Here is a 12,526-nt window from a genome sequence, read left to right on the forward strand (position 1 = left end):
TAGACCGCTTGTTTATTCATTACAAGCGGTCTTTTTTCAACTTATTTTTTGCAATGCCTGTTTGATGGCATTTAGCAACACTTCTGGCGGTTGAGCCCCTGACACGCCGAGTTTTTCATCAATCACAAAAAATGGGACGCTGTGAATACCATATTTGTGGGCAACTCGCTCGTCTTCACGGACTTCGTGCCCGAAATCATCGCCAGTGAGCAGTTGAGCGACTTCATCACGTTCTAAGCCGATTTCTAAAGCTAAACCGATAAGTTCTGTGCGTTTAGCTAAAATAGTGTTATCGGTAAAATAGGCTTTGAATAAACGTTCAACCATTGCTTCACCTAAGCCTTTACTTTCCGCAAATTTTGCCAAGCGATGAGCCTCAAAGGTGCGAGTGTATTGTGTGGTGCGGTAGCGTAAATCTAGCCCGGCTTGTTTTCCAGCTTCCTCTACATAGTTAATCATTTCATCAGCCTGTCCAGCCGTTTTTTGATATTTCTGCATTAAGCGTTGCTGAATATCACCTTCCGGTTCACCATTTGCGTGTGGGTCAAGCTCAAAGGCTCGGAAAATCACTTCAACCTCACCCTCAAATTGAGCTAAGGCTTGCTCTAAATGGCGTTTGCCGATGTAACAAAACGGGCAGGCAAAGTCTGACCAAACTTCAATTTTCATATTCTCTCTCTGTTTAAAATAGGATAAATTCTCTCACTTGGAAGCCAACTTCCACCTGTTCGCCAATTTTCAGCTCTTGGGATTGGTAAGTTACAATCTCAATGCCTTTAATTTCAACTTGATAGCGGTAGTATAAGCCTAAAAACAGTTTGCCTACCACTTTACCTAAGCCTAGCTCATTGGGTTTTAAGATAATCTGCTCCGGGCGAAGAAGCCAGCGGTAACGCCCTTTCTGAACGTCCATTTCAGGGAAGAGTCGGAACTCACCAATCGGGCTACATAGCACTTTGTCTTCCGTTACATTACAGTTAAGATAGTTTGTGCCACCTAAAAAATCCGCTACAAATGGATTAACCGGAGAATGATATAGCTCGTTTGGCTTACCAAATTGAACAATTTTTCCTTGATCCATCACGGCAATTTTATCGGCAAACGCAAAGGCTTCTTCTTTGCTATGGGTTACAAAAATAGCCGGCACATTTTGGCTTTTTAAGATTTGCTTGATCTCTTGAATCATCGCATAACGAGTTTGGCTGTCAATATTGGAAAACGGCTCATCTAACAGTAGCAGTTCTGGCTGGCAGGCTAATGCTCTGGCAATAGCGACACGTTGTTGTTGTCCGCCCGACAGCTCGTGTGGAAAACGGCTTTCAAAGCCTTGCAAATGCACAACTGAAAGCATTTTTTCGGTAATCGCTTTTTGTTGAGCTTTTGGCAATTTAGATAAACCAAATTGGATATTGTCAGCCACCGTTAAATGTGGAAAAAGAGCATAATCTTGGAAAATCAGCCCGATTTTACGCTCTTCTACCGCTTTGCTTTTTAAGCATTGTCCGGCTAAATGAATATCACCTTGTTCAATTGGCAATAGCCCGGCAATCGCTTTCAGTAAGGTAGTTTTACCGCAGCCACTTGCACCAAGCAGGCAAATAATTTCATTCTGATTTACCGCGAGATGGAGATTTTGTAAAACCGTTGTGCTGCCAAAATTAAGATTCAGATTATTGATAGTTAAAACAGACATAAAATTCCTTTATCTTTCCTTTTCAGACTGCGAAATAAGTGATCGAGTAAGCCAAATCACCGGCAATAAACCGACTAACACCAATACGATGGCAGGCAGAGCAGCACGCTCAAGTTGCTCGTCTGATGTAAAGGTAAACACGTAGGTTGCGAGTGTATCAAAGTTAAACGGGCGGAGTAGCAGAGAAGCGTTTAGCTCTTTCATACTCTCAATAAAAACCATCAATCCGGCAGTTAGAATGCCTTTATAAATCAATGGGATATGGATTTTTGCTAACATTGTGATGCCGTTTTTACCAAGCGTTTGGCTTGCCATATCCAATGAAGGTGAAATTTTATTGAGCGAAGTTTCAAGACTTCCGATTGCCATTGCTAAAAATCGGATGGTATATGCTAATACCAATGCAAAGAGTGAGCCTGAAAAAATCAATCCAACAGGTGATAATTCAAGGCTTTTTAGCCAAGCGTGGAGTTGATGATCGGCAAATGTTAAAGGTGAAAGTAAACCGATCGCTAATACTGTTCCCGGAACAGCATAGCCAAGAGAGGCTAATTGTAACGACAAGCGGTCATTTTTAACTAAAATTTTGCGGGTATTCAAACGTTTAGAAAAATGCAGAAGTAGGGCAATTAGAACCGTTATGACTGAGGCGATAATCGACACTTTTAAGCTATTAAGCGAAAATTGGACAAAGTCTAAATTCCACGCTTGCTCGAAATAGTCGTATGCCCAATAGAGCAATCTGCCAAACGGAATGAAAAAAGCTAACGCCAATAAGCCCCAGCACCAAGCAAGGGCTAATGCTAATTTCCAACCGGTTAAAGATTTAAAGGCTGATTTCTTTTCATAGCCACGTTGATAGCTTTTTTGTTTGCGGCGGCTGTATTGTTCCAAAGTCAAAAATAGGAAAATCATCAGCAGCATAAAGACCGCAATTTGGCTGGCTGTGCCGAGATCGTGATAGCCTAGCCACGAGTCATAAATTGCCGTAGTAAGCGTTGGTACGGCAAAATAGGCAACGGTGCCAAAATCGCCTAAGGTTTCCATTGCGACTAATGCCATACCAACTGCAATAGAAGGGCGAATTAATGGTAATGTAATACGGCGAAAAAGTTTAGCAGGAGATGCTCCGAGCATTTTTGCACTATGCGTTAGGTTTTCAGACTGTTCTAATAATGCCACTCGCACTAATAAAAAAATGTATGGATACAGCACTAATGCAAGTACAAAGCAAGCACCGTACAATGTTCGAATTTGGGGAAACCAATAATCTTGAGGGCTGGTCCAGCCAAAAATACTACGTAACCAGCCTTGAAAAGCCCCCGAGTAATCTAGTAAATCAGTATATAAATAGGCGATTAAATAAGCAGGCATTGCAAGAGGCAAACAGAGTAGCCATTGCAAGGTTCTTTGTCCCCAAAAGCGATAGTTAGCCACAATCCAAGCGGTAGGCAGAGCAAAGATCAAAGCGAGAAATACCGTTCCTAACACTAATAATGTTGAATTTTTCAGATAGATTGGCAACATTGTTTGCCAAAGATGGGAAAGGTTTTCACTGTCTCCTTGCAATGCGTGATAACCAATGGCAAGGAGTGGAAGTAAAACAATAAAAGTGGTTAGAGTTGCAATGCTTTTCCAGCAAAATTGTGATCGCATTTTTCTTTAAGCCTGTTATTCCATAAAAAATAAAAGGACGCAAAATGCGTCCTTTTGCAAGCGGTCGTATTTTAGCAAAATTTTGCAAATTTTTGTGGAAAAATGACCGCTTGTTGGTTGATTATTTTTTCTCAGAGAAATCGTCAAATTTCACTTCATCAACCAATTTTAATGCTGCTTCATAGTGTTTTGCGATATTTTCCAGCTTGATTTTATCCGCTGTGAATGTACCCCAACCTTTTACGATTGCAGATGGCTCAATGCCTTCTTTTACCGGATATTCGTGGTTAAGCTCAGCATATAAACCTTGTGCTTTTTCACCACTGAGGTATTCGATTAATTTCACCGCATTTGCTTTGTTCGGCGAGTGTTTCGCAATTACTACGCCGCTGATGTTTTTGTGTGTGCCGTACTCGCCGCTAGGGAAGTTAATTACCGCCGCTTCAGCCCACGATTTTTGTTTTTCATCATCTAACATTTTACCGTAGTAATAGCTGTTACCGATAGAGTAATCACAGATCCCTTCTTTGATTGCTTTTACTTGATCACGGTCGCCACCTTGTGGTTTTTGTGCAAGATTTGCTTTTAAGCCTTCTAAGAATGCTTTTGTTTTCTCAATGCCGTAATGTTCAATCATCGCCGCAAAGAGTGATACATTGTAAGAGTTTTTACCTGAACGAACGCAAACTTTGCCTTTATACTCAGGTTTTGCTAAATCTAAGTAATCAAAACCGGCAGGTAATTTACCTACACGATCTTTTGAGGTGTAAATTACGCGAGCACGTGTAGTTAAACCGAACCATTGGTCGTTAGAATCACGGAATTGTTCAGGAATGTTTTTCTCTAATACTTCAGAGTCAATTTTTTGAGCAAGACCCGCATTCACAATTTCCATTACACGAGCGATATCCACTGTTAAAAGTACATCAGCCGGGCTTAATTCGCCTTCTTGTTTCACACGATCAACTAAACCTTTATCAGCAAAAATAACATTTACTTTGATTCCGGTGTCTTTTTCAAAGTTTTTCAGCATCGGCTCAATTAAGTAAGGCTGGCGGTAAGAATAAACATTCACTTCATTAGCAGCAAGTGCTGAGGTTGAAGCAAAGGTTGCAGCAGCAACAGCAAGTGCAGAAAGCGTTTTTTTCATTGATAGTCTCCTTTGTTTGATTGACTTTGTATAGCAATTTCGGCAATTCTAAATGCACTTATTTCTTTAGTCAATAATGAGAACGGTTTTTGTTTATTTAGAGCAATTAATTTTGAAACATGAATAAAGTGATTGGCAAATTGTTTGTTTTTTGGCATAATACTCGCCGTTTTTTGTCTTTACTGATTGAGTAAGAGAAAAAACATAACCATTTATTTTTTAACACTAAAACACACACATATCACAAGCTAGAAATTGGGGTGTCTATTTAATTAGATTGATTTTCTAGGATATGTGGAGGCTAAACCCCGTTTTGCCGTTCATAAGTGGCAAAACAAACAACTTTGAAGGAAAATTCTTATGGCACAAGTTTCTATGCGCGATATGCTTAACGCAGGCGTTCACTACGGTCACCAAACTCGTTACTGGAACCCAAAAATGAAACCATTCATTTTCGGTGCTCGTAATGGTGTTCACGTTATCAACTTAGAAAAAACATTACCTTTATTCAACGAGGCATTAGCAGAATTAACTCGCATTGCTTCTAACAACGGTAAAGTGTTATTCGTTGGTACAAAACGTGCAGCGTCAGAAGCAGTTAAAGCAGCAGCAGTAGATAGCCAACAATTTTACGTAAATCACCGTTGGTTAGGTGGTATGTTGACTAACTGGAAAACAGTTCGTCAATCAATCAAACGTTTAAAAGATTTAGAAACTCAAACTCAAGACGGTACTTTTGACAAAATCACTAAAAAAGAAGCGTTAATGCGTACTCGTGAGTTAGAGAAATTAGAGTTAAGCTTAGGCGGTATCAAAGATATGAACGGTTTACCGGATGCAATTTTTGTAATTGGTGCTGATCACGAACATATCGCAATCAAAGAAGCAAACAACTTAGGTATTCCTGTATTTGCTATCGTTGATACTAACTCAACTCCAGATGGCGTTAATTACATCATCCCTGGTAACGATGACGCAACACGTGCAATCCAACTTTACTTAGATTCAGCAGTAGCTGCAATCAAAGAAGGTCGTGGCGTTGAAGTTGTTGCAGCTGAAGAAGCAGCAGAATAATTCAGTTTGTAGGGGCAGGTTTTACCTGCCCTAAACGATAAAATCTCTAGGCAGGTAAATCCTGTCTTTCCCGTATCAAATCAAGAGGAATTAAAAATGGCTGAAATTACAGCATCATTAGTTAAAGAGCTTCGTGAACGTACCGGTGCAGGTATGATGGAATGTAAAAAAGCATTACAAGAAGCAAACGGCGATATCGAATTAGCGATTGACAATATGCGTAAATCTGGTCAAGCGAAAGCGGCTAAAAAAGCAGGTAATATCGCAGCTGAAGGTGTAATCTTAGCTCGCGTAGCTAACGGTTTCGGCGTATTAGTTGAAATGAACTGCCAAACTGACTTCGTAGCAAAAGACGCAGGTTTCTTAGGTTTAGCAAACGAAGTTGCAGATTTCGCAGCGGCAAACAAAGATATCTCTATCGAAGCATTAGCAGCACAATTTGAAGAAAAACGTGTTGCATTAGTGGCTAAGATTGGTGAAAATATGAACATTCGTCGTGTTAAATTCTTAGAAGGTAACGTAATTGCACAATACTTACACGGTGCAAAAATCGGTGTATTAGTTGCAGGTGAAGGTTCTGAAGAAGAACTACGCAAAGTAGCAATGCACGTTGCTGCAAGCAAACCTGAATTCGTAAACCCGGAAGATGTGTCTGCTGATGTAGTCGCTAAAGAGCGTGAAATCCAAATCGAAATCGCGATGAACTCAGGTAAACCAAAAGAAATCGCTGAGAAAATGGTTGAAGGCCGTATGGCTAAATTCACCGGTGAAGTATCATTAACCGGTCAGCCGTTCGTAATGGATCCATCACAAACTGTGGGTCAATACTTAAAATCAGTAGGTACTTCAGTTGCTAACTTCATCCGTTTAGAAGTGGGCGAAGGTATCGAGAAAGTTGAAGAAGATTTCGCAGCAGAAGTTGCTAAAATCACTGGCGGTAACGCTTAATTCAGTCTTTGAGTTGATGAAAAAAGCAGGCTTTTGCCTGCTTTTTTGTTGTCTAATGATTGTGTGGACTTGCCCTTGTTAATAATAGGGCAAATTGCAATTTGCCCCTACAAGTAGAATTAATGTGATGGAATAACAACAGCCGGATCTTCTACAGTGGATTGGGTTTCAATGATTTTTTTCAGCCCGTAATCGCTTTTATCAGTTTTATTATTAAAGAGATCAAGCTCTTTATCTAACAACGCATTTTCAATGCCAATCCAATTTGCAATCCCATTGGTAAAATTCAGCCCTGATTTAAATGTCTTATAAATATTACGTTGAGTATCATCACTTGAAATTTTGAACAATGGAATGTCGTAGTGTAATTTACTTCTATCTTTACCATTTTGAATGACAATATTATCTTTAGACATTTCGTGAGATAAGCCGTGATCAGATAAATAGATCATCGAAAATGAACGCTGAGTTTCGGTTTGGTTTTTCACTAACATCTCATATACCCGTTTTAGCAATTCATCGGTTTTCTTAATGGAAGATACATAGCAATTCACGTTAAAGTAGCGTTTCGGTAATTTATTATCGTCAAACATTTTCGGATAATCGGTTAAGCGGTCGCAAGTAATCGGGTGTGAGCCGTATAAATGCAAGAAAATAAAGCGTTTACCGCTTGCAGGTTCAGTAATCACTTTGCTGAAGTGTGGCAGTAATTCAAAATCGCTCACATTGGTATTGAGTGAATCGCCTGCTTTGGTAAAGATTTTAACATCACTTTTATTGCCGATAGAGGAAATAGGTGTATCGTAATTCCCCAAATAGCCCTGATTGGAAATCCAATAGGTTTTTACCCCTGCAGACTTAATTAAATCAATCAAGGTTAAGGCATAGTTAGCCTCCCATTTTTCAGTATCAGGCTTGGTCAGCATTAAACGCAGTGAGGCAATCGTATTTGTACCACCAGAGGTTAAACCATCAACAAGCGTACCATTTGCCGAGCTCATAAAAGGCGTGTTAGGAATAGGGTAGCCGTAGGCGTGGTGATAATCCTTCCTTGCACTTTCGCCCATAATCAGCACGTAATCATCATATTTTGCGTTGTCGCCAAGCTTCGATTCTCCCCATTGGGATTCTAAGGTTAAATTATTTAATTTCTCCAATTCTTTCGCGACTTTTGTTCCTGAACTATAAAATTCTTGGAAAAACTTGAATGGAGCAAGTTGAGCTAACATTAAAAGAGAAGCGGCTATGACAAAAGTTTTATTTCTCAAAAAGTGGATTTGATAAGCATTGGTAATTTTTTTGAAAAAAATGACCGCTAGTACAATCACTATACCGGCTAAAATATGCAAAATAGGGAGCTGAGCCAGAAACTCTTTGCTCTCCATCATATCAGTTGCGAATACGGAAGCGATATATTCATAGGTTGGCTTACCAAAATTAAGCCCAATGGGCGTATAAAAGGCATAAGCAATACTAATTGGCAACAGTAACGCATAGTAAGTCCATTTAGAACTGGCTAAGATAATAATCAGAAATACCCCAAATAGTATTTCAAAGATAGTGGGAGTCGGAAAAAAGCCTGAGCCAATCAGCATCAAATAACTTGCAAGAACAGCCAGTGAAAGTGCAATAAATAATGCTAAAAATTTGTTTTTTCTCATTGTTGTTAAAATTTTTCGGTTTATCGTTGAAGTGGATTGTTCTATAATAACGTAATTTTGTGTTTAGTCCATACAGTTAAGAGGCAAATAAAATGAGCAAACCTATTTACAAGCGAATCCTTCTCAAATTAAGTGGTGAAGCCTTACAAGGCAACGAGGGCTTTGGTATCGATCCGTCTATTTTAGATCGTATGGCACTAGAAATTAAAGAGTTGCTTGAAGAAGGCGTTGAAGTTGGCGTTGTACTTGGTGGCGGTAACCTATTCCGTGGAGCAAAATTAGCTAAAGCTGGAATGAACCGTGTGGTGGGCGACCATATGGGGATGCTTGCAACCGTGATGAACGGCTTAGCGATGCGTGATGCTCTACACCGTGCCGAAGTGAATGCAAAATTAATGTCTGCATTCCAATTAAACGGGATTTGTGATACTTACAATTGGTCTGAGGCCATCAAAATGTTACGTGAAAAACGTGTAGTAATCTTCTCAGCCGGTACAGGCAGCCCGTTCTTCACCACCGATTCTGCCGCTTGCTTACGTGGTATTGAAATTGAAGCTGATGTTGTATTAAAAGCAACAAAAGTAGATGGTGTTTACGATAAAGACCCGGCAAAATTCGCAGATGCTAAACTTTTCAATCAATTAACCTATGCTGAAGTAATCGATCAAGAATTACAAGTAATGGATTTAGCTGCATTTACCCTTGCACGCGATCACGGAATGCCGATTCGTGTATTTAATATGGGTAAACCAGGTGCATTACGCAAAGTGGTATTTGGCACAGAAGAAGGCACAACTATTTCTTAATAACTTTCTCTATTTTTAACTCTGTTTTAAGTAAAAGGATAAACAATCAATGATTAATGAAATCAAAAAAGATACACAAGATCGTATGGAAAAAAGCCTTGAGGCTTTAAAAGGTCATATTGCAAAAATTCGTACCGGTCGTGCTCAACCTTCTTTATTAGACGGTATTCAAGTTGAATACTACGGTTCTGCAACACCTCTACGCCAAGTAGCTAACGTAGTAGCAGAAGATGCTCGCACATTAGCGGTAAACGTATTTGATAAATCATTAATTTCTGCGGTAGAAAAAGCGATTTTAACCTCAGATTTAGGCTTAAACCCATCATCAGCCGGCACAACAATTCGCGTTCCTCTTCCACCATTAACAGAAGAACGTCGCCGTGATTTAATTAAAATCGTGAAATCTGAAGGCGAGCAAGGCAAAGTTGCTATTCGCAACGTACGCCGTGATGCAAACGACCAAATCAAAGCGTTGTTAAAAGATAAAGAAATCAGCGAAAACGAACAACACAAAGCTGAAGAAGATATTCAAAAAATCACTGATACTTTCATCAAAAAAGTAGATGAAGTGTTAGCTGCAAAAGAAAAAGAATTATTAGATTTCTAATTTGCAAAACATCCTCAAAAAATAACCGCTTGTATCACTACAAGCGGTTATTTTTCATCAAAACTTTACAAATTATAAGTAACGTTTGCTGATCACTTTTAAGTTGTCGTCTAATTCGTACACTAACGGCTGACCGGTTGGGATTTCTAAATCCATAATGTCTGCATCAGAAATGCCTTCGATATGTTTCGCTAACGCACGAAGAGAGTTTCCGTGTGCAGTAACTAATACGGTTTTACCTGAAATTAACGCCGGAGCAATTTGGTCTTCCCAGAATGGTAATACACGCTCAAGGGTAATTTTTAGGTTTTCTGCGTTTGGAATTAAATCTTTCGGTAAGTTTGCATAACGGCGGTCGTTATGAGCAGAATTTGGATCTTGTGGGTCTAAATCCGGAGGAGAAATATCATAAGAACGACGCCAGATATGAACTTGCTCATCACCGTATTTTTCCGCAGTTTCTTTTTTATCTAAACCTTGTAACGCACCATAATGACGTTCGTTTAAACGCCAGTTTTTGATTTGTGGAACCCATAATTGGTTAGATTCTTCTAACACGATATTACAGGTTTTGATTGCACGAGTTAATACAGAGGTAAAGGCAATATCAAACTCAAAGCCTGCATCTTTTAATTTTTGACCTGCAGATTTTGCTTCTTCAATGCCGCGTTCTGTTAAATTTACATCACGCCAGCCTGTAAATAAATTTTTTGCATTCCATTCACTAAAGCCGTGACGGATAAAGACTAATTTCATAATGACTCCTTGTTTTGAGTTAAATAATGGATTTGAAACTGCGGTATTTATAACAAAATTCTTGCCGTTTTTAAATAGATAGTTAAATTCTTTCACTAAAAAGCTGATCTTGAGCAAATAACCGATTAGAATATAGGCTTAATGATGTTTTTGTAGAAAAGGTATGCTTGTGAAACAACGAAATTTTTATTATTGGGCTTTAATTTTAGGTGGGGTGTTAAGCTTTTCCGTGCCTTCGTCGTGGGCGAATAACTTAAATCAGATTCAGCAGAAAATTCAGCAGCAAACCTCTAAAATCAACGAGCAGAAACAAAAACGCACAGCATTGCAATCCACTTTGAAATCTCAAGAAATTGAAATGGGAAAAGTGTTGGATAAATTGCAAAAAACTGAAATGTCGTTAGGTGAAATTCGACAAACGATTAAAGCCACCGAGCTTGAGATTAACCGTCTTGAAAAACAAGAAAAACAGCAAAAAGAGAAATTAAAAGAGCAGCTGGATTCTGCCTACCGTTCGGGCGTGAATCCGTCTGTGCTAGAGCGTTTATTATCGGAAGATGCAAAAAATGCGGAAAGAATGGCGACTTATTATGAGCATATGAATAATATCCGTATTGATTCGATTGTCGAAATTCGTAAGACCCAAGCAGATTTGAAAACCAGACGGGATGAGCTGAAAGCTCAGCTTAAAGAGCATCAATCGCAATTAAACGAACATAAAAAACAAGAAAAAGATTTAAAGAAAGTTCAAAGTCAGCGTGAGAGTACTTTGCGTTCTATTGATAAAACGCTTGAGCAAGACCAAAGTCGCTTGGAGAATTTACGCAGTAATGAACAGGCGTTAAAACAACAATTGGATAAAGCTCAAAAAGAGTCTGAACAAGCTCAAAAGCGTGAGCAACAACAGGCAAAATCATCTAAAACTTCAGATAACGTGAGTAGTGCACCAATTAAAGCAGGCAAATATACGATGCCTGTTTCGGGCAATATCATCACCAAATTCGGCAATAATTGGCACGGTGTGGTCATTGGAGCAGCAGCAGGTACGTCGGTAAAAGCGATGGCAAGCGGCAGAGTAATTATGGCACAATGGCTTGCCGGCTATGGCAATATGGTTGCAATCGATCACGGCAATGGTGATATTTCACTGTACGGCTACAATCAGTCTGTTTCTGTGAGCAAAGGTAATCGAGTGCAAGGCGGGCAAGTAATTGCTAAAGTGGGGAATACCGGTGGACAGACTCGTCCTGCTCTCTATTTTGGTGTAACTCGAAAAGGCACACCTGTCAATCCGTTAAATTTGGTGAAATAGATGCTAAAGCAGATTTACAAGCGGTTAAATTTTACAATTTTTTTGCAAATTGTACTGATTTTGCAAATTTTTATGCTTTTTTCACCGCTTACACAAGCAGCCCAAATCGCCATTGTGATTGATGATGTGGGATATCGGGTAAAAGAAGATCGGGAAATTTTGTCGTTGCCTAAAGAAGTGAGTGTGGCAATTATTCCTGATGCTCCTTATGCGGCAGAAAGGGCGAAAGAGGCTTATGCTCAAAAGCGTGATATTTTAATTCATTTGCCAATGCAGCCGAAATCTAAACAATTGATTGAAGCAAATAGCGTTAAAATTGGTGATAGCGAAGAAAAAATTCGGAAACTTATTGAGCATTCCCGTAGTCAAGTACCTTATGCGATTGGTTTAAATAACCATATGGGTAGTGGGGCAACCTCAGATCCAGCCACAATGCAACATTTAATGAAGGTGTTGAAAGAGCATTCACTCTTCTTTTTAGATAGTAAAACCATTGGTAGCAGTGTTGCGGCTAACACTGCTCGCCAATTTGGGGTAAATGCATTAGAGCGAGATATTTTTTTAGACGATAGCGATCTGCTTTCTGATGTGCAGAAACAATTCTCGCAAGCCGTTCAGTACGCTCGCAAAAACGGCGTAGCCATTGTCATTGGACATCCTCGCAAGAATACGATTAGTGTACTTAAACAACATTTAGCTCAATTACCGAAAGATATTGAATTAATCGGGGTTGGGGCATTGTGGCGAAATGAAAAAGTAGTGCCGGAAAAACCGTTCATTATACTATTTGAGCAAGAACCAGCATTAACGTCTGTACCACCTTATGAAAGTGTGCCGCTATTACGCGGCATTCCAAAATAATA

13 protein-coding genes are annotated in these 12,526 nt (G+C 39.4%); 6 read left to right on the plus strand and 7 right to left on the minus strand.

The genetic code is table 11. The features are described from left to right. Window positions 1-36: 36 nt before the first annotated feature. The 5 genes from X781_RS05130 to X781_RS12315 form a co-directional block, all read right to left on the minus strand. The gene (locus X781_RS05130; protein WP_025235822.1) at window positions 37-669 is read right to left on the minus strand and encodes a DsbA family oxidoreductase; all 633 of its coding nucleotides are present in this window, start codon (window positions 667-669) and stop codon (window positions 37-39) included. A gap of 13 nt (window positions 670-682) precedes the next feature. Then, entirely contained in the window at window positions 683-1,693 is a 1,011-nt protein-coding gene (locus X781_RS05135; protein ID WP_025235823.1) for an ABC transporter ATP-binding protein, read from the minus strand. Between the two features lie 9 nt (window positions 1,694-1,702). Continuing rightward, window positions 1,703-3,349, minus strand: coding sequence for an ABC transporter permease (locus X781_RS05140; RefSeq protein WP_025235824.1), 1,647 nt, complete (start codon window positions 3,347-3,349; stop codon window positions 1,703-1,705). 121 nt (window positions 3,350-3,470) lie between these two features. After that, window positions 3,471-4,499 carry a Fe(3+) ABC transporter substrate-binding protein gene (locus X781_RS05145; protein WP_025235825.1) on the minus strand — a complete coding sequence of 343 codons (1,029 nt, stop codon included), beginning with the start codon at window positions 4,497-4,499 and terminating at the stop codon, window positions 3,471-3,473. Continuing rightward, window positions 4,496-4,657 carry a hypothetical protein gene (locus tag X781_RS12315; RefSeq protein ID WP_158497211.1) on the minus strand — a complete coding sequence of 54 codons (162 nt, stop codon included), beginning with the start codon at window positions 4,655-4,657 and terminating at the stop codon, window positions 4,496-4,498. The genes X781_RS05145 and X781_RS12315 overlap by 4 nt, the downstream gene beginning before the upstream one ends. A 202-nt stretch (window positions 4,658-4,859) precedes the next feature. On the opposite strand from X781_RS12315, the gene rpsB reads away from it, so the two are divergent. Together rpsB and tsf are read left to right on the plus strand one after the other, a co-directional pair. Further along, window positions 4,860-5,573 (plus strand): 30S ribosomal protein S2, encoded by a 714-nt coding sequence (rpsB, locus tag X781_RS05150; protein WP_025235826.1) that lies wholly within the window; start codon window positions 4,860-4,862, stop codon window positions 5,571-5,573. Between the two features lie 96 nt (window positions 5,574-5,669). After that, window positions 5,670-6,521, plus strand: a complete 852-nt coding sequence (tsf, locus tag X781_RS05155; RefSeq protein WP_025235827.1) for a translation elongation factor Ts — start codon at window positions 5,670-5,672, stop codon at window positions 6,519-6,521. A 119-nt stretch (window positions 6,522-6,640) separates the two neighbouring features. Here the strand turns inward: tsf and X781_RS05160 are convergent, their stop codons facing one another. Further along, a complete protein-coding gene (locus X781_RS05160; RefSeq protein WP_038643929.1) occupies window positions 6,641-8,182 on the minus strand; it encodes a phosphoethanolamine transferase in 1,542 nt (513 codons plus the stop codon). Window positions 8,183-8,274: 92 nt separating this feature from the next. On the opposite strand from X781_RS05160, the gene pyrH reads away from it, so the two are divergent. Both pyrH and frr read left to right on the plus strand, forming a co-directional pair. Beyond that, the gene (gene pyrH, locus X781_RS05165) at window positions 8,275-8,988 is read left to right on the plus strand and encodes a UMP kinase (RefSeq protein ID WP_025235829.1); all 714 of its coding nucleotides are present in this window, start codon (window positions 8,275-8,277) and stop codon (window positions 8,986-8,988) included. Between the two features lie 49 nt (window positions 8,989-9,037). After that, window positions 9,038-9,595 (plus strand): ribosome recycling factor, encoded by a 558-nt coding sequence (frr, locus tag X781_RS05170; RefSeq protein WP_025235830.1) that lies wholly within the window; start codon window positions 9,038-9,040, stop codon window positions 9,593-9,595. A 72-nt stretch (window positions 9,596-9,667) separates the two neighbouring features. On the opposite strand, the gene X781_RS05175 is transcribed toward frr, so the two are convergent. Further along, window positions 9,668-10,351: a 2,3-diphosphoglycerate-dependent phosphoglycerate mutase gene (locus X781_RS05175; RefSeq protein ID WP_025235831.1), complete on the minus strand. Its 684-nt coding sequence runs from the start codon at window positions 10,349-10,351 to the stop codon at window positions 9,668-9,670. A gap of 163 nt (window positions 10,352-10,514) precedes the next feature. Here X781_RS05175 and X781_RS05180 point away from each other — a divergent pair, with 163 nt between their 5' ends. Both X781_RS05180 and X781_RS05185 read left to right on the plus strand, forming a co-directional pair. Further along, a complete protein-coding gene (locus X781_RS05180; protein ID WP_025235832.1) occupies window positions 10,515-11,663 on the plus strand; it encodes a peptidoglycan DD-metalloendopeptidase family protein in 1,149 nt (382 codons plus the stop codon). After that, on the plus strand, window positions 11,664-12,524 hold the full coding sequence (locus X781_RS05185) for a divergent polysaccharide deacetylase family protein (protein ID WP_025235833.1): 861 nt from the start codon (window positions 11,664-11,666) through the stop codon (window positions 12,522-12,524). It abuts the gene before it with no gap. The last annotated feature ends 2 nt before the right edge of the window (window positions 12,525-12,526 follow it).

It is taken from the genome of Mannheimia sp. USDA-ARS-USMARC-1261 (assembly GCF_000521605.1).
Lineage (GTDB): Bacteria > Pseudomonadota > Gammaproteobacteria > Enterobacterales > Pasteurellaceae > Mannheimia > Mannheimia indoligenes.

Coding starts and splice junctions, on each gene's coding strand:
- X781_RS05130 (WP_025235822.1), bottom strand. CDS start 669: ATGAAAATTGAAGTTTGGTCAGACTTTGCCTGCCCGTTTTGTTACATC.
- X781_RS05135 (WP_025235823.1), bottom strand. CDS start 1,693: ATGTCTGTTTTAACTATCAATAATCTGAATCTTAATTTTGGCAGCACA.
- X781_RS05140 (WP_025235824.1), bottom strand. CDS start 3,349: ATGCGATCACAATTTTGCTGGAAAAGCATTGCAACTCTAACCACTTTT.
- X781_RS05145 (WP_025235825.1), bottom strand. CDS start 4,499: ATGAAAAAAACGCTTTCTGCACTTGCTGTTGCTGCTGCAACCTTTGCT.
- X781_RS12315 (WP_158497211.1), bottom strand. CDS start 4,657: ATGCCAAAAAACAAACAATTTGCCAATCACTTTATTCATGTTTCAAAA.
- rpsB (WP_025235826.1), top strand. CDS start 4,860: ATGGCACAAGTTTCTATGCGCGATATGCTTAACGCAGGCGTTCACTAC.
- tsf (WP_025235827.1), top strand. CDS start 5,670: ATGGCTGAAATTACAGCATCATTAGTTAAAGAGCTTCGTGAACGTACC.
- X781_RS05160 (WP_038643929.1), bottom strand. CDS start 8,182: ATGAGAAAAAACAAATTTTTAGCATTATTTATTGCACTTTCACTGGCT.
- pyrH (WP_025235829.1), top strand. CDS start 8,275: ATGAGCAAACCTATTTACAAGCGAATCCTTCTCAAATTAAGTGGTGAA.
- frr (WP_025235830.1), top strand. CDS start 9,038: ATGATTAATGAAATCAAAAAAGATACACAAGATCGTATGGAAAAAAGC.
- X781_RS05175 (WP_025235831.1), bottom strand. CDS start 10,351: ATGAAATTAGTCTTTATCCGTCACGGCTTTAGTGAATGGAATGCAAAA.
- X781_RS05180 (WP_025235832.1), top strand. CDS start 10,515: ATGCTTGTGAAACAACGAAATTTTTATTATTGGGCTTTAATTTTAGGT.
- X781_RS05185 (WP_025235833.1), top strand. CDS start 11,664: ATGCTAAAGCAGATTTACAAGCGGTTAAATTTTACAATTTTTTTGCAA.